Origin of the sequence: Amycolatopsis sp. NPDC049253 (assembly GCF_040678995.1) — a bacterium.
Lineage (GTDB): Bacteria > Actinomycetota > Actinomycetes > Mycobacteriales > Pseudonocardiaceae > Amycolatopsis.
The window spans coordinates 84,752-100,609 of sequence record NZ_JBFAQX010000021.1 but is presented as its reverse complement, the minus strand read 5'-3'; the positions used below and the strand labels follow the sequence as shown (position 1 = coordinate 100,609).

Below are 15,858 nucleotides of genomic sequence, written 5' to 3'. Positions count from 1 at the left end.
GTCGTGTGCTGGTGCTCCTCCCTCCTTCCGAGACGAAGGCCGACGGCGGCAAGGGCGCGCCGCTCGACCTCGAGACGCTGTCCTTCCCCGAGCTCAACCCCGTGCGGGCCAAGCTCGCCGACGCACTCGTCGAGCTCGCGCAAGACGTCCCCGCGAGCCTCGCCGCGCTCGGCATCTCCGAGCGCCAGAGCCACGAGGTCGCGCGCAACGGGAGCCTGTGGACTTCGCCGACACTGCCCGCGCTGCGCCGCTACACCGGCGTGCTCTACGACGCGCTCGACATCGGCAGCTTCACCCGCGCCGGCCTGGAGAAGGCCCACCGCCGCCTGGCCGTCACGTCTTCGCTGTTCGGGGTGGTCTCGGCCACCGACCCGATCCCCGCGTACCGCCTCTCGGGCGGCAACAGCGTGCCGGCACTGGGCACCGTGCGCAGCCTGTGGAAGCCCGCGCTCGAGCCGGTGCTGCAGGACATCGAAGGGCTCATCGTCGACCTGCGCTCGGGCACCTACTCGGCGTTCGCGAAGCTGCGCCCCGGTGCGGTGACCGTGCGCGTGGTCACGGAGGACGCCGCCGGCAACCGCACCACGGTGAGCCACTTCAACAAGGCCTACAAGGGCAGGCTGGCCGCGGTGCTCGCGACCTCGCGCACCGAACCGTCCACTGTGGACGAGCTGGTGAAGGTGATCACCAAGGCCGGGCTCACGGTGGAGCGCACCGGCGACCACGCCTTGGAACTGCTGACCGACGACTGATCCCTGGTGCTGAGGCTCAGCCGAACCGCGACGGCGAGCACGCCGTCAGCAGATCCGCCGGCAGGTCTTCGCCGAGGACGAGCGCCGCGATGAGCTTGCCCGCGTAGGGCGCCAGCGTCAGCCCCGCCGGGCCGAACCCCGTGGCCAGGAACAGCCCCGGCGCGGCCTGCCCGAGCAACGGCAGCGTGTCCGGCGTCGCCGGCCGGAAACCCACGCGGGTCTCGGCGAGCGTCGCGTCGGCCAGGCCCGGCGCGACGGTCAGCGCCTGGTCGAGCACTTCGCGCTGGCCGGCGGCCGTAACGCGGTAGTCGAAGCCGGAGCCCGTCTCGCGTGTCGCGCCCGCCACCACCCGGCCGCCCGCGAAGGACAGCAGGTAGTGGCTCGAGCGCGGCAGGACCACGGGCCACGCGGACGTGTCCGTGGCCGGCAGGTCGAAGTGGCTGATCTGCCCGCGCTGCGGCGCCACCGGCACGGCGATCCCGAGCGGTTCGGCCAGTGCCGCCGACCACGCGCCCGCGGCGAGCACCACGGCGTCGCCGGACAGCTCCTCGTCACCGGCGCGCACGCGGGAGCCAGTCAGCAGCGTCGCCTCCGCCGCCACGAACCGCGCGCCCCGCTGCTCCGCGGCGGCGACGAGCGCGGCCCGCATCACGCGGCCGTCGACGCGGCCCGCGCCGGACAGGTGCACCGCGGCCAGCTCGGGCGCCAGCGGCGGGAACAGCTCGCGCGCCTGCGCCGGATCCAGCCGCCGGACCTCGCCCGCCCCCGGCGCCTCCGCGACTCGCTCGACCAGCCGCTCGTGGGCCTCGTCCAGCTCGGCCGCGTCCGCGGAGACGACCATTCCGCCGACGACCTCGAACGACGCGTCCTGCCCCTGCTCGCGCAACGCCGCGGCCAGCTCCGGGTAGTACGCGCCGGCGGCGGCCGCGAGCGGGTAGATCGCGCTGTCCCACCGCGAGGTCCACGGGCTCACGATCCCCGCGCCCGCGTCGGTCGCGACGCCGGACAGCCCGGCGTCCACCACCACGACGTCGGCCCCGCTGCTCACGAGGTGGTAGGCCGTGGCTGCTCCGGCGATCCCGCCGCCCATCACGATCACGCGCATGCCTTCACCCTGCCCGCTCCTGGCCGCGCCGTCGAGCGAGCACCGCCATCGCCGCGTTGTGCCCGGGGATCCCGCTCACGCCGCCCCCGCGCACGGCACCGGCGCCACACAGCAGCACGCGCTCGTGCGCGGTCTCGACGCCCCACTTCCCCGCGTCGGCCGGATCTTCGGCGTAGGGCCAGGACAGGTCGCGGTGGAAGATGTGCCCGCGCGGCAGCCCAAGCTCGGCCTCCAGGTCCAGCGGCGTCTTCGCTTCCACGCACGGGTTGCCCGCCGCGTCGCGCAGCAGGCAGCTCTCGATCGGCTCGGCGAGCACGCTGTCCAGCGACGCGGTCGTGGCGCGCAACGCCTCGGCCCGCGCCCGCTCGTTGTCGGCCTCGAACAGCCGCGCCGGCATGTGCAGGCCGAACAACGTCAGCGTCTGCACGCCCGCCGCGCGCTCGGCCGGGCCGAGGATCGACGGATCGGTGAGCGAGTGGCAGTAGATCTCGCACGGCGGCAGCGCCGGGATCTTGCCCGCCGCGGCCTCGGCGTACGCGGTTTCGAGCTGCGAGTAGGTCTCGTTGACGTGGAAGGTGCCGCCGAACGCGTCACGCGGGTCCACGGCCGCGTCGCGCAGGCGGGGCAACCGCGACAGGACCATGTTCACCTTGAGCTGCGCGCCTTCCGGGCGCGGGCCGGGCACCGTCTCGCCGAGCAGCCGCGCGAGCGTGTCGGGGGCGACGTTGGCGAGCACGTGACCGCCCGCGACGACGTGTTCGGCGCCGTCGAGCGTGTAGCGGACCTCGCCGCCGGGCGACACCGACCGCACCTCGGCGCCGGTGACGAGCGTGGCCCCGGCGTCGCGGGCGGCGTCGGCGAGGGCGCCGGTGACCGCGCCCATCCCGCCGACGGGCACGTCCCAGTCGCCGGTGCCGTTGCCGATCAGGTGGTAGAGCAGGCAGCGGTTCTGCCGCAGGTCTTCGTCGCCGGCTCCGGCGAAGGTGCCGATGAGCGCGTCGGTGAGCACCACGCCGCGCACGGTGTCGTCGCCGAACAGGCCGGTGAGCGTCTCGGCGATCGGCCGCTCGAACATCGTGGCCCACGCTTCGTCGTCGCCGACGCGGGCTTTGAGGTCTTCCCGGCTCGGCAACGGTTCGGTGAGCGTGTCGAACGTCGCCGCCGCCACGCGCCCCGCCAGCGCGTAGAACTCGCGCCACGCGTCGAAGTCCTTTGTGGACCCGGTGACGGCGCGGAAGGCCGCCGCGGTGCGCGCGTCGTCTCCCGTGTCGACAAGGAGACCCGTGTCGCCGGACGGCGTGTAGGACGACATCCGGCGCCGGCGCAGCTCGACGCCCAGGCCCAGGTCGGCCGCGATCTTCCGCGGCAGCAGGCTCACCAGGTAGGAGTAGCGCGACAGGCGCACGTCGACGCCGTCGAAGGCGCGGAACGACACCGCCGCTCCCCCGATCTCACCGCGCCGTTCCAGCACCAGCACCGAGCACCCGGCCCGGGCCAGGTAGGCCGCCGCGACCAGGCCGTTGTGCCCGCCGCCCACGATCACCGCGTCGTACTTCCCACCACTGTCCATGCGGCCGAGGCTAGGGGTATTTCGCGAGGCCCGTTAATTCGGTTGCGCGAGCCCCTCGGACCCCGGCATGCTGCTCGCGAACCGGCGGGGTGCCGGTGGCCGACGGAGACAAGGAGGTGCGTCATGGCGAATGTCCGGGCGCTGACCTGCCCGCTTCCGTCCGCCCCTCTCGGCTAGAGCCTTCGCGCTCGCCCGGTGGGGCACCCCGATCGAGGAGAACCCACCAGTGCGCGAGCACGATTACGAAGACCTTCACGCGTCCGATTTCGAGCGTCCCCGTCGTGGGCGGCGCTTCAGCGACGAGCCCGAGCCGACCCGCCGGGGCCGGCTCACCGAGGGCGAGCGCGTCCGCCTCGCCCAGGCGCGCGACGACGCCTACACCGAAACCGATCTCCCTGGCGGCGCCGACCGCTGGACCACCTGGGACGACGCCGACCAAGGCCCCCACCCGCGACCCGATTGGGTGATCGAGGAGCTCGGGGCCGTAGACACCGACCTGGGAGTGCTCAAAACCGGCAAGGAGGCCGACGTCCACCTCCTGCGCCGCAACCTGCCCGACACGGGCGGAGTGCTGCTGGCCGCCAAGCGCTACCGCAGCGACGAACACCGGTTGTTCCACCGTGACGCCGGGTACCTCGAAGGCCGGCGCATGCGGCGTTCACGCGAGATGCGGGCCATGGCGGGCCGCACCTCGTTCGGGCGCAACCTGATCGCCGAGCAGTGGGCGGTCGCGGAGTTCGCGGCGCTGAGTCGTTTGTGGACGATCGGGGCACCCGTGCCCTACCCCGTCCAGCGTCACGGGACCGAGCTGCTGCTCGAGTTCCTCGGCGAGCCCGACGGCACGGCCGCGCCCCGGCTGGCGCAGCTGCGTCCGGAGCACGACGAGCTGACCGAACTGTGGGAACAGGCGGTGTCGGCGCTGGAACTGCTCGCCACGCAAGGACTCGTGCACGGGGACCTGTCCGCGTACAACCTTCTGGTGCACGAAGGGCACCTGATGGTGATCGACCTTCCGCAGGTCGTCGACCTCGTCGCGAACCCCCGTGGCCGCGAGTTCCTGGAGCGCGACGTGCGCAACCTCGCGGGCTGGTTCCAGGCCCGTGGCCTGCCGGAACGCGTCACGAACGTCGAAGACCTCGTGGCGGAGCTGGCCTATGCCGGAGGGGTGGGCTGATCCCCCGTCCGTACCGTGGGTGGCGTCGGGGCGCTGGGCCATTCGGCTGTGGCACAGGACACGACTGCGACGCCGCCCACAACCGGACACCTGGGTGTGAAGCAGAAGCCCTGACTCCGGTACAGTCAACGCAGACCGCAACCGGCGGCGTGGATGAGTTGGTGTCCGTCGCCTCCAAAGCCCACTGACGGGCTCGCGGTGAAATCCGAAGCATTTCCATCGGCGCTCGATGGTGGGAACTCCTGAGCGCGCCGGGTCCGTCCCTGTGAACGCCCATTGCACACCATCTTGCCCTGCCTGCGAGCGGGCAGCCCGGGCCTCCTTGCGACGTGCCACGTCCGAGAGGCATAAGTGACAGTCACGTTCAACTCCGGCCATTCCGCTGCGTCGTCCCACTCGGGGCCGGGCCGCGGTGACCGTACCGACCGGAAGCCGCGGCAGCGCCCCACGCGTGGGGACTTCCTGCGCGACGACGCCGTCGAGACGGTGGCCACGAAGACCTTCGCGGAGCTCGGCCTGCCCGACGAGCTGCTGCGCGCGCTGGCGGAAGCCGGCATCAACTCGCCGTTCCCGATCCAGTCCGCCACGATCCCCGACGCCCTCGCGGGCCGCGACGTGCTGGGCCGCGCCCAGACCGGTTCGGGCAAGACGCTGGCGTTCGGCCTGGCCATCCTGGCCCGGCTCAACGGCGGCAAGGCCCGCCCGAAGCGCCCCCGCGCGCTCGTGCTGGTGCCGACCCGCGAGCTGGCCATGCAGGTGGCCGACTCGCTGACCCCGCTCGCCAAGTCGCTCGGCCTGTGGTGCCGCACGGCCGTGGGCGGCATGGCCTTCACCCGTCAGGCCGACGCGCTTTCGCGGGGCGTCGACCTGCTCATCGCCACCCCGGGCCGGCTGTCGGACCACGTCCGGCAGGGCACCGCTTCGCTGGGCGACTGCAACTTCATCGCGCTCGACGAGGCCGACCAGATGGCCGACATGGGCTTCATGCCGCAGGTGCGGGAGATCCTCGACCTCACCCCGGCGCGCGGCCAGCGGCTGCTGTTCTCGGCGACGCTCGACGGCGACGTGAACAAGCTGGTGCAGCAGTACCTGACCGACCCGGTCACGCACTCGGTCGCGCCGTCGACCGCGAGCGTCGACACCATGGACCACCACGTGCTCCAGGTTTCGCACCAGGACAAGCAGGACATCATCACGCAGATCGGTGCCCGCGAGGGCCGCACGATCATGTTCGTGCGCACCAAGCACCACGTCGACCGCCTCACCGAGCGGCTGCGTGAGCAGGGTGTGCACGCGGCGGCGCTGCACGGTGGCAAGACGCAGGGACAGCGCAACCGTGTGCTGGCCGACTTCAAGGAAGGCCACACCCCGGTGCTGGTCGCCACGGACGTCGCCGCGCGCGGCATCCACGTGGACGACATCTCCCTGGTGCTGCACGTGGACCCGGCCGCGGACCACAAGGACTACCTGCACCGCGCGGGCCGCACGGCGCGCGCCGGTGCGTCGGGCGTCGTCGTCACGCTGGTGACGCACGACCAGCGCCGCACCGTCCGCCGGATGACCGACCGGGCCGGCGTGCGCGCCGAGACCACGGTCGTCCGCCCGGGCGACGCGGAGCTCTCGCGCATCACGGGTGCGCAGGAGCCGAGCGGCGAGCCGGTGATCGAGCGTCGCCGCGAGTCGCCGCGGCGCAGCGGTGGCCGTGGCTTCGGCGGTGGCCGCGAGCGCGGTGAGCGCAGCTACGGCGAGAACCGCGACCGCGGTGGTTACGGTTCGCGCGAAGGCCGCCCGAGCTTCGGTGGCCGTGGGCGTCAGCAGCGGTCCGGCGACGGTGCGGGCCGCCCGCAGCGCCCGGGTCGTCCGCAGCGCCGCGGTTACGACAGCTGAGTTTCCGTTCGAGGAAAAGCCCCGCCTTCGTGCGGGGCTTTTCCTTTGTGTGGCAGGGCCCACGGTTTCGCGGGTGAGGCGGGTGGGACACTGCGGGACGTGAACGCCATCCCGCAGCTGCCGCCCGAGAACGTCTTCGACTGGCTCGACACCGAGGCCGAGAAGCGCGCGGACGCCGGTCTGGTGCGGCGGCTGCGGGCCCGGCCCGCGCAGGCGGCCGAGCTCGACCTGGCCGGCAACGACTACCTCGGCCTGGCCCGCGACAAGCGGGTCGTCGGCGCCGCCGCGGCCGCCGCCATGCGCTGGGGCGCGGGCGCCACGGGCTCCCGGCTCGTCACGGGCTCGACGGAGCTGCACGCCGAGCTGGAGCTCGAGCTGGCGCGTTTCTGCGGCGCCCAGGCGGCGCTGGTGTTCTCGTCGGGCTTCGCCGCGAATCTCGGCGCCGTGACGGCGCTGTCCGGCGCCGAGTCGGCGATCGTGACGGACAAGTACATCCACGCGTCGCTCATCGAAGGCTGCCGCCTGTCGCGCGCCGACGTGGCGGCCGTGGCCCACGCGACGCCGTCGGCCATCCAGCACGCGCTGTCCACGCGCCGCAAGCCGCGCGCCCTTGTGGTCACGGACTCGGTCTTCTCCGTCGACGGCGACCTCGCCCCGCTGGGCGAGCTCGCGGAAATCTGCCGCGGCGCGGGTGCCGCCCTGCTCGTCGACGACGCCCACGGCTTCGGCGTCCTCGGCGAAGGCGGCCGCGGCGCCGTCCACGCGGCCGGCCTGTCCGCCTCGCCGGACGTCGTCACCACCCTGACGCTCTCCAAGTCCCTCGGCGCCCAGGGCGGCGCCGTCGTCGGCCCGCGGCGCGTGATCAAGCACCTCGTGGACACGGCGCGGAGCTTCATCTTCGACACCGCCCTCGCGCCCGCCAGCGTCGCCGCCGCCCTGACGGCGCTGAACGTGCTGAAGGCCGACCCGTCGCTGCCCACGAAGGTGACCGACAACGCGGGCAACATCGCCATGCAGCTCAAGGCCGCCGGCCTGCGCGCCAGCCTCCCGGACGCCGCGGTGATCTCGGTGCAGGCCCCGTCCGCCGAGGCGGCCGTCACCTGGGCCGAGTCTTGCGCCGACCAGGGCATCCGCGTCGGCTGCTTCCGCCCGCCGTCCGTCCCGGACGGCATCTCGCGCCTGCGCCTCACCGCCCGCGCCGACCTCACCGAGGCGGACGTCGACCGCGCAGTGAAGGTCATCACCGCGACGGCCCCGCAAGGGGCGGCTTCCTAGCTCGCCTCAGGGCCCTCTCCCGGCCATCGCGGGCCGGGCCTCAAGCAACGGATGCCGCCCGGCATCGAGGCACGGCCTCGCTCCGAACCCCGGCGGGGCCAACCCGGCCCGGTGGGCGGTCCGGGTTGGCCGAACTGTGCGACGCCCACCCGCCGGCTGAGCGCGCTGTCTGGTCCCACGCGCGTGGAGCCGTTGCTTCGGCCCGGAGCGCGGCTGCCTAGCCCTCCGCGGGGTCCTTCGCGACCCGGCGCATCGTGATGTGCGGGATGCCGTCGTCGAGGAACTCGTTGCCTTCGGGGACGAAGCCGAAGCGCGCGTAGAGGCGCTGGGCGTACGTCTGCGCGTCCAGGACGAACTCGCCCGAAGCGCCGGCCAGCGCGGCCTCCATCAGAGACGCCGCGAGGCCACGGCCGCGGGCTGACGCGGCCGTGACGACGCGGCCGATGCGGGAAACGCCATCCGGATCGGCGAGGACGCGCAGGTAGGCCGTGATCTCGCCGACGGAGTCCGTGAACCACAGGTGCCGCGTCGACGAGAGCAGGTCACGCCCGTCGACGTCGCCGTAGGCACATTCCTGCTCCACGACGAACACGTCGGCGCGCAAGCGGAGGATGGCGTAGAGCTGGGCGGCGGTGAGTTCGGGGCCGGTCGCGTGGTGCGGGGTCGTCACGACCCCTGCTTAACACAGCTCAGCCGAGGACCCGCTGCGGGGACGGCAGAGCTCAGCCGAGGATCCGCGGCTGCGACTGCGCCGCGATGTCGTCCGCGTACGTCGACACGCGGGTGTACACGCCGGGCTTGCCGGCCTTCGCGCAGCCGTCGCCGAAGGAGACGATGCCGATGAGGGTGTCGCCGACCACGAGCGGGCCGCCGGAGTCGCCCTGGCAGGCGTCGATGCCGCCGTCCGGGTAGCCGGCGCAGACCATGCTCGACGGGTCGTACGTGTCGTACGCCGACTTGCACGTGGAGTCGCTGACGAGCGGCACGACGGCGCTGCGCAGGTAGTCGGAGCGGGCGCCGCCGTCGGCGATGCGGCCCCACCCGAGCACGGTGGCCTGGGTGCCTTCGGCGTACTCCGCGCGGTCGCTCGCCGACGCGATCTTCGCGGGCCGGTAGGGCAGCTGGCCACGCACACTCAGCACCGCGACGTCGGAGCCCTTCGTCGGGTCGGAGAAGTCCGGATCGACCCACTCGCGCGAGACGGCGAGCACCACGCCGTCGCTCGTGCGCTTGTCCTGGCGGCCCGCGACCACGCGAACGTTGCTGCTGGGCAACGCCGCGGCGCAGTGCGCGGCCGTCGCGACCGCCGTGGAGCTCACGATCACGGCGCCGCAGAACTGGTTCCCGTTCTGGTCGGCGAGGTACACCGCGTACGGGTGGTCGGACAGCGTGGCCTCGTCTCCGCCGACGATCCGCGGCTGCGCGCCGGAGGGCGGCGTGGGCGCGTCCTGTGCCGACGCCGTGCTGACCGCGATCGGCACCGTCACCGCGGTCACGAGCAAGGCCCCGGCCGCGAGAAGGAGCGGACGGCGGAACTTGGCGGGCATGGGATTCCCCTTCGGCAGAGCATTCGACCAAGACATCGGCAGGGCATTCGGCAAGAGCGAGCAGCGGGATCGCGGCGCGTGAACGAGCAGCCGCGATTACCCTAAACGGAGCAGGCCCGAAATGGTGTCACTGGAACGGGTGGACTCAGCGCTCACGGAGCGCGTTTGATTGGCTGGTTCCATGCGACGGAGAGCGACGACCGCGGTCGGCATCCTGATCACGTTCCTGCTGGTCGGCTGCAGCACCCCGGCGCCCTCTGCCCCGCCCGGAACGCCGGCACCGAGCGCCGCGAGCCGGACGAGCACCCCACTCCCGACAACCCGGACGGCGACGAGCCCACCGCCCGTCACCTGGCAGGTGGGTGCACACCCGCTCCCCCGCCGGCCCGACGGTTTCGGCGAGATCCTCCCGACTCCACCCGAACTGGTGAACCGCGCCCTGCCGACGCGCGACTTCCTGCCGCCTCCGCCCGGCGACACCTACACGTCGAAGATCGTCCCCGTCCCCGCCGACGTGCTGGCGCGCAGCACCTGGCAGGCCGCGTGCCCCGTGAAGTCGACGGACCTGCGTTACGTCACGCTCTCGTTCTGGGGCTTCGACGGCCGCGCCCACACCGGCGAGCTGCTCGTGAACCGCACCGGCGCCCAGGCCGTCGTCACCGTCTTCGGCAAGCTCTTCGCGGACCGGTTCCCCCTCGAAGAGATGCGCGTGACCAGCCCCGAGGAGCTCGACGCGCCACCCACCGGCGACGGCAACGACACGAGCGCCTTCGTCTGCCGGCCCGTCCGCGGCGAGACGAACTGGTCCGCCCACGCGTACGGGCTGGCCGTGGACGTGAACCCGTTCTGCAACCCGTACACGAAGGGATCGCTGGTGCTGCCGGAGCTGGCGTCGGCCTACCTGGACCGCTCGCGCGTGCGGCCCGGCATGGTCGTCGCGGGCGGACCGGTCGTGCGCGACTTCGCCGCCGTCGGCTGGAGCTGGGGCGGCGCGTGGACCTCACCGGTGGACCGGATGCACTTCACAGCCACCGGGCACTGATCGCGGGAACACCCGGTCGGGCCGCACAGTTGACTAAACTGGGAACGCCCGTTCTACGGCTTTCGGAGGAAGACTGTGCCGCACTACGACCTGGTGATCGTCGGGACCGGATCGGGGAACTCGATCCTCGACCCGCGCTTCGCCGACCTCAAGACGGCGATCGTCGAGAAGGGGACGTTCGGCGGCACCTGCCTCAACGTGGGCTGCATCCCGACCAAGATGTTCGTCTACGCCGCCGACGTGGCCGCGACGCCTTCGCACAGCTCGCGTTACGGCGTGGACGAGGAGCTCAAGGGCGTGCGCTGGCCCGAGATCCGCGACCGCATCTTCGGGCGCATCGACCCGATCGCCGCGGGTGGCGCGGAGTACCGGAAGAACCACGAGGACAACCAGAACGTCGACGTCTACCAGGGCGAAGGCCGCTTCACCGGCATGAAGGAGCTGCGCGTCAGCTTCACCGACGGGCGGCCCGACGAGGTGCTGACGGCCGACCGCTTCGTCCTCGCCGCCGGCGGGCGCCCGGTCGTGCCGGACGTCCCGGGCCTCGCGGAGACCGGCTTCCACACCTCCGACACGATCATGCGGCTCGACGCCCTGCCCCGCCGCATCACCATCCTCGGCGGCGGCTACATCGCGGCGGAGTTCGCGCACGTGTTCGCGTCGTTCGGCGTGGACGTGACCGTGGTCCTGCGCTCGGGCGCGATGCTGCGTGGTGAGGACGAGGACGTGAGCGCCCGCTTCACCGAGCTGGCCGCGGAACGCTTCGACCTGCGCCGTGACCGCAAGATCCTGCGCGCGCACCGCGAAGCGACGGGTGCGGTGCTGGAGCTCGAGGGTCCGCAGGGCGCCGAAACGCTGGGGACCGACCTCATCCTGGTCGCCATCGGCCGCACGCCGAACTCCGACGTGCTCGACGTCGCGGCCACCGGCGTCACCACCAAGGCCAGCGGCCACGTGATCGTGGACGACCACCAGGAGACGGTGGTGCCGGGCATCTACGCGCTCGGCGACCTGTCCTCGCCGTACGAGCTGAAGCACGTCGCGAACCACGAAAGCCGTGTGGTGCAACACAACCTGCTGCACCCGGACGACCGTATCGAGGCCGACCACCGCTTCGTGCCGCACGCGATCTTCACCTCGCCGCAGATCGCCTCGGTGGGCCTGACGGAACAGGACGCGCGCGCTCGCGGTGTGTCCTACGTCGTGTCCAAACAGGACTACGCAGGCATCGCCTACGGCTGGGCCATGGAGGACACGACGGGCTTCGCCAAGCTCCTCGCCGACCCCGCCACGGGCCAGCTGCTGGGTGCGCACATCATCGGCCCGCAGGCGTCGTCGGTCATCCAGCCGCTCATCCAGGCCATGAGCTTCGGCCTCGACGCCCGCACCATGGCGCGCGGCCAGTACTGGATCCACCCGGCAATGCCGGAGCTGATCGAGAACGCACTGCTGAACCTGCCGCTGGGCTGAGGACTCGACGCGAGAAAGGCCTCCCCGTTTCCCGAACGGGGAGGCCTTCGTCGTTGCGGATCAGACGTAGCGCGGCCGCCCCGCCAGGACGCCGAAGAACATCTGCGCGCACATCACCACGATGAGCACGATCAGCGACACCGACCAGCCGCCCGTCGCGTCGTGGAGGAGGCCGAAGACGAACGGGCCGACGGCCGCGAGCAGGTAGCCGTAGCCCTGGGCCATGCCGGACAGGCGCGCGGTGTCGCCACCGGTGCGGGCACGCAGGGCGATGACGGTGAGGGCGAGCGAGAAGACGCTCATGCCGACGCCGATGAGCACGCTCCACAGCAGCGGCGACGCGCTCGGCGCGAAGAGCAGGCCGGCAATCCCGGCCAGGCCGCACAGGCCCATGCCGAAGATCCACCAGCTCTGTGTGCCCTGCCGCGCCGCGATGGGCGGGATGACGAGGCTGATGGGCACGGCGATCACGGAGATCAGGCCGAGCAGCAGGCCCGCGTCGCCCTTGCTGACGCCCGAGTCGATGAAGACCTGCGGGAGCCAGCCCATGACCACGTAGGCGATGAAAGCCTGCAGGCCGAAGAAGATCGTGACGATCCAGGCGAGCGGGCTGCGCATGAGGGACCGTCCGCCGCCAGTGGCCGCGGTCGGTTTCGGGGCGCGGCCGGTGCCGCGCGCGGCGAAGAGCCAGACGGCCAGGGCGAGCCCGCCCAGCACCGCCCACGAGCCGAGCGACAGGCGCCAGCCGCCGAGCGCCGTCTCCAGCGGAGGGCTGGCGGCCGACCCCGCGGCGCCACCACCTTGCAGCGCGGCCGTGTAGACGCCGGTCATCATGCCAACGCGCGCCGGGAAGGAATCCTTGATCACCACGGGGATGAGGACGTTGATCAGGGCGATGCCGGCCGTCGCGACGAGGGTGCCGCCGAGGACCACGAGCTGACCGTCGACGACGCGCAGCACCAGCCCGGCCGTGAGCACCGCAAGCGCGAACCCGATCGCCGAGCCGATGCCGAACCGGCGCGAAAGCAGCGGCGCCGCCAGGCCCGCGCCGGCGAAACACAGGCCGGGCAACGTCGTCAGCACGCTCGCCCAGATCGCCGACGCGCCCAGGCCGCCGCGCATCTCCGCGAGCAACGGGCCGACGCTCGTGATGGCCGGGCGCAGGTTGAGCGCCGTCAGCACCACGGCGACGGCCAGCAGCGCGCCGCCCGCGATCACCCCGGGCCGGCGCGCGCCGCCGGGCTCCTCGGCTTCGATGCCGCCTTCGAGTTCGAGTTCGAGGCGGTCGGAGTAGGAGGCGGGGCGTGGGGTGGGATCCCAGGACTCGACGGACACGTCCGCTACTATTGCATACATAGGATGATTGGATGAAGGGATTAATCCTGTGCCTCTCGCCACCACCCGGCGCGCGGGCCTGGTCGACCAGGTCATCGACCAGCTGCGCGACGCGATCGCTCAGGGGGAATGGCCGGTCGGGCAGCGCATCCCCACCGAGCCCGCGCTGGTCGCCCAGCTCGGCGTCGGGCGCAACACCGTGCGCGAGGCCGTACGCGCGCTCGCGCACACCGGCATCCTCGAGGTCCGCCAGGGCGACGGCACGTACGTGCGCGCGACCAGCGAAGTCTCCGGCGCCCTGCGGCGCCTGTGCGGCACCGAGCTGCGCGAGGTCCTCCAGGTCCGCCGCACCCTGGAGGTCGAAGGCGCCCGGCTGGCCGCCATCGCCCGCACCGACGCGGAGCTCGAGAGCCTGCGCGTATTGCTGGCGCGGCGCGACTCCGCCCAGCTCGACGGCCGCGTCGACGACTTCGCCCGCACCGACGCGGAATTCCACCTCGAGATCGTCCGATGTGGACACAACGGCCTGCTGTTCGAGCTCTACCGCGGCCTGATGGAGGCCATCACCGCCAGCGTCGCCTCCACCTACGACCACCCCGAACACGCCGAGATCGCCCAGCACCGCGCGATCGTCGACGCCATCGAGGCCCACGACGCCACCCGCGCGGCCCAGGCGGCCGGCGACTTCCTCGACGAAATCCTGGCGCGAGCCGAGGAGTCGGGCAAAACCGCCGACTGACCACGTCTCCCCCAGCGCGCCCGGCCACCCCGGCGAACAGCCTCACCCACCCGCGGGACACTTGAACGTGAAAGTCTCTCAGGTAAGTTGCGGCATCCCGGCAGCCACGCGAGAGTTCGATCACCATCCCCCGGACGAAGAGGTCACCTCGTGCGCCGTTCGCCCCTCGTCGTGTTGCTCGTGGTCGCCGGGCTGGTCGCCGGCGCCACCGCCGCGGCCGCCAGTACTCCGTCGTTCCGCAAGTACGTCGCGCTCGGCGACTCGTACACCGCGGGGCCGCTGATCCCGTGGCAGCAGCTCAGCTGGTGCTTCCGCTCGAACAACAACTATCCGTCCTGGCTCGCGACGCGGCTGGGGATCTACGACACCGCCGGCGCGTTCACCGACGTCAGCTGCTCGTCGGCCGACACCTCGAACATGACGCAGCCGCAGGTCACGCCGTCGCCGAGCATTCCGCTGGCCACTCAGCAGCCGCAGTTCGACGCGCTGCACGCCGACACCGACCTGGTCACCATCGGCATCGGCGGCAACGACGACAGCGTCTTCGGCGACCTCACCGGCACCTGCCCCACGCTGCGCGCCGACGACCCGACCGGCGCGCCCTGCCAGGCGCACTACACCGTGAACGGTGTGGACACCATGGCCGCCGCGGTGCAGGCGACCGGCCGGACGTCGCGAAGGTCGTGCAGGGCGTGAAGGACCGCTCCCCCGCCGCGACGATCGTGCTCGTCGGCTACCCGCGCCTGCTGCCGACCACGGGCACGTGCCCGAGCGTGATCCCGTTCGCCGACGGCGACTACGCGTGGGCGGACAGCATCGAGCAGAAGCTCAACGCCGCCATCGAAGGAGCCGCGCAGAGCGAAGGCGTGCACTTCGTCGACACCTACGGCCCCAGCCTCGGCCACGACGCGTGCGCCGGCAGCGCCGCGTGGGTCAACGGGCAGAGCACCAACGTCTTCGAAGCCGTGGCCTACCACCCGTTCAAGGCCGGGATGGAAGCCGAGGCGGGGCTGATCGCCCAGGAGCTCGGCGTGCACACCAGCGCCAAGGAACCGACGCCGAAGAGCAAGGCCGACCCCGCTCAGCTGGCCCGGGCCGCGCGCCTCACGGGAGCGTGAGGATCTCCGCGCCGTCGGCCGTGACCACGAGGGTGTGCTCGAACTGGGCCGTCCACTTCTTGTCCTTCGTGGTCACGGTCCAGTCGTCGTCCCACACGTCGTAGTCGATGGTGCCGAGGGTGATCATCGGCTCGATCGTGAAGGTCATGCCCTCCTCGATCAGCGTGTGGACCGAGGGCTCCTCGTAGTGCAGCACCGTCGGCGCGGTGTGGAACGACGGGCCGACGCCGTGTCCGGTGAAGTCGCGGACCACGCCGTAGCCGAACCGCTTGGCGTACGCCTCGATCACGCGGCCGATCACGTTCAGCTGCCGGCCGGGGCGCACCGCCTTGATCGCGCGCGCCGTCGCCTCGCGGGTGCGTTCGACGAGCAGCTTCGCCTCTTCGGAGACGTCGCCCGCGAGGAAGGTGGCGTTGGTGTCGCCGTGGACGCCGCCGATGAAGGCGGTGACGTCGATGTTGCAGATGTCGCCGTCCTCGATCACGGTCGAGTCGGGGATGCCGTGGCAGATCACCTCGTTGAGCGAGGTGCAGCACGACTTCGGGAAGGCGCGGTAGCCCAGCGTCGACGGGTAGGCGTGGTGGTCGAGCAGGAACTCGTGCACGACCTTGTCGATGTCGTCGGTCGTCGCGCCCGGCTTGACGGCCTTGCCGCCCTCCTCCAGCGCCTGCGCGGCGATCCTCGACGCCACGCGCATCGCCTCGATCACCTCGGGCGTGCGCACACCGTTGCCGGTGTCCCGCTTCGGCGCCGGCCGGTCGACGTATTCGGGGCGGGCGATGTCGGCGGGAACGGCGCGGCGCGGAGTCTGGACGCCGGGCTTCAACGGGGCACGAACGGACAT

The 15,858-nt window shown here is 72.2% G+C and carries 13 protein-coding genes and 1 pseudogene; 8 read left to right on the top strand and 6 right to left on the bottom strand.

Annotated elements, in window-relative coordinates; translation table 11 throughout:
- Positions 1-5: 5 nt before the first annotated feature.
- Positions 6-752 (top strand): peroxide stress protein YaaA, encoded by a 747-nt coding sequence (gene yaaA, locus AB0K15_RS34575; RefSeq protein ID WP_364060180.1) that lies wholly within the window; start codon positions 6-8, stop codon positions 750-752.
- Positions 753-768: 16 nt separating this feature from the next.
- Here yaaA and AB0K15_RS34570 read toward each other — a convergent pair whose 3' ends face one another.
- Both AB0K15_RS34570 and AB0K15_RS34565 read right to left on the bottom strand, forming a co-directional pair.
- On the bottom strand, positions 769-1,857 hold the full coding sequence (locus tag AB0K15_RS34570; RefSeq protein ID WP_364060177.1) for an FAD-dependent oxidoreductase: 1,089 nt from the start codon (positions 1,855-1,857) through the stop codon (positions 769-771).
- Positions 1,858-1,861: 4 nt separating this feature from the next.
- Positions 1,862-3,427, bottom strand: a complete 1,566-nt coding sequence (locus AB0K15_RS34565; RefSeq protein WP_364060174.1) for an NAD(P)/FAD-dependent oxidoreductase — start codon at positions 3,425-3,427, stop codon at positions 1,862-1,864.
- A gap of 226 nt (positions 3,428-3,653) precedes the next feature.
- Here AB0K15_RS34565 and AB0K15_RS34560 point away from each other — a divergent pair, with 226 nt between their 5' ends.
- From AB0K15_RS34560 to AB0K15_RS34550, 3 genes are all read left to right on the top strand, one after another.
- Entirely contained in the window at positions 3,654-4,601 is a 948-nt protein-coding gene (locus tag AB0K15_RS34560; RefSeq protein WP_364060171.1) for an RIO1 family regulatory kinase/ATPase, read from the top strand.
- A gap of 351 nt (positions 4,602-4,952) precedes the next feature.
- Complete coding sequence (locus tag AB0K15_RS34555; protein WP_364060168.1) at positions 4,953-6,488, top strand: DEAD/DEAH box helicase; 1,536 nt, start codon at positions 4,953-4,955, stop codon at positions 6,486-6,488.
- Positions 6,489-6,587: 99 nt separating this feature from the next.
- Positions 6,588-7,763, top strand: coding sequence for an 8-amino-7-oxononanoate synthase (locus tag AB0K15_RS34550; RefSeq protein WP_364060165.1), 1,176 nt, complete (start codon positions 6,588-6,590; stop codon positions 7,761-7,763).
- A gap of 217 nt (positions 7,764-7,980) precedes the next feature.
- Here AB0K15_RS34550 and AB0K15_RS34545 read toward each other — a convergent pair whose 3' ends face one another.
- Together AB0K15_RS34545 and AB0K15_RS34540 are read right to left on the bottom strand one after the other, a co-directional pair.
- A complete protein-coding gene (locus tag AB0K15_RS34545) occupies positions 7,981-8,433 on the bottom strand; it encodes a GNAT family N-acetyltransferase (RefSeq protein WP_364060162.1) in 453 nt (150 codons plus the stop codon).
- 52 nt (positions 8,434-8,485) lie between these two features.
- A complete protein-coding gene (locus AB0K15_RS34540) occupies positions 8,486-9,310 on the bottom strand; it encodes a serine protease (RefSeq protein WP_364060159.1) in 825 nt (274 codons plus the stop codon).
- Positions 9,311-9,491: 181 nt separating this feature from the next.
- Here AB0K15_RS34540 and AB0K15_RS34535 point away from each other — a divergent pair, with 181 nt between their 5' ends.
- Both AB0K15_RS34535 and AB0K15_RS34530 read left to right on the top strand, forming a co-directional pair.
- The gene (locus AB0K15_RS34535; protein ID WP_364060156.1) at positions 9,492-10,352 is read left to right on the top strand and encodes a M15 family metallopeptidase; all 861 of its coding nucleotides are present in this window, start codon (positions 9,492-9,494) and stop codon (positions 10,350-10,352) included.
- A 75-nt stretch (positions 10,353-10,427) separates the two neighbouring features.
- Positions 10,428-11,822 (top strand): mycothione reductase, encoded by a 1,395-nt coding sequence (locus tag AB0K15_RS34530; protein ID WP_364060153.1) that lies wholly within the window; start codon positions 10,428-10,430, stop codon positions 11,820-11,822.
- Positions 11,823-11,882: 60 nt separating this feature from the next.
- Here AB0K15_RS34530 and AB0K15_RS34525 read toward each other — a convergent pair whose 3' ends face one another.
- Positions 11,883-13,157 (bottom strand): MFS transporter, encoded by a 1,275-nt coding sequence (locus AB0K15_RS34525; protein ID WP_364060150.1) that lies wholly within the window; start codon positions 13,155-13,157, stop codon positions 11,883-11,885.
- 49 nt (positions 13,158-13,206) lie between these two features.
- Here AB0K15_RS34525 and AB0K15_RS34520 point away from each other — a divergent pair, with 49 nt between their 5' ends.
- Together AB0K15_RS34520 and AB0K15_RS34515 are read left to right on the top strand one after the other, a co-directional pair.
- Positions 13,207-13,896 carry a FadR/GntR family transcriptional regulator gene (locus AB0K15_RS34520; protein WP_364060147.1) on the top strand — a complete coding sequence of 230 codons (690 nt, stop codon included), beginning with the start codon at positions 13,207-13,209 and terminating at the stop codon, positions 13,894-13,896.
- A 150-nt stretch (positions 13,897-14,046) separates the two neighbouring features.
- A pseudogene (locus AB0K15_RS34515) lies at positions 14,047-15,014 on the top strand (SGNH/GDSL hydrolase family protein).
- Here the strand turns inward: AB0K15_RS34515 and map are convergent.
- A complete protein-coding gene (map, locus tag AB0K15_RS34510) occupies positions 15,001-15,858 on the bottom strand; it encodes a type I methionyl aminopeptidase (RefSeq protein WP_364060144.1) in 858 nt (285 codons plus the stop codon). The pseudogene AB0K15_RS34515 and the gene map sit on opposite strands and share 14 nt — an antisense overlap.

Bases quoted from the DNA above. Each gene is read 5' to 3' on its own strand.
- AB0K15_RS34535 (WP_364060156.1), top strand. From the start codon at position 9,492: ATGCGACGGAGAGCGACGACCGCGGTCGGCATCCTGATCACGTTCCTG.
- AB0K15_RS34540 (WP_364060159.1), bottom strand. From the start codon at position 9,310: ATGCCCGCCAAGTTCCGCCGTCCGCTCCTTCTCGCGGCCGGGGCCTTG.
- map (WP_364060144.1), bottom strand. From the start codon at position 15,858: ATGTCCGTTCGTGCCCCGTTGAAGCCCGGCGTCCAGACTCCGCGCCGC.
- AB0K15_RS34565 (WP_364060174.1), bottom strand. From the start codon at position 3,427: ATGGACAGTGGTGGGAAGTACGACGCGGTGATCGTGGGCGGCGGGCAC.
- AB0K15_RS34570 (WP_364060177.1), bottom strand. From the start codon at position 1,857: ATGCGCGTGATCGTGATGGGCGGCGGGATCGCCGGAGCAGCCACGGCC.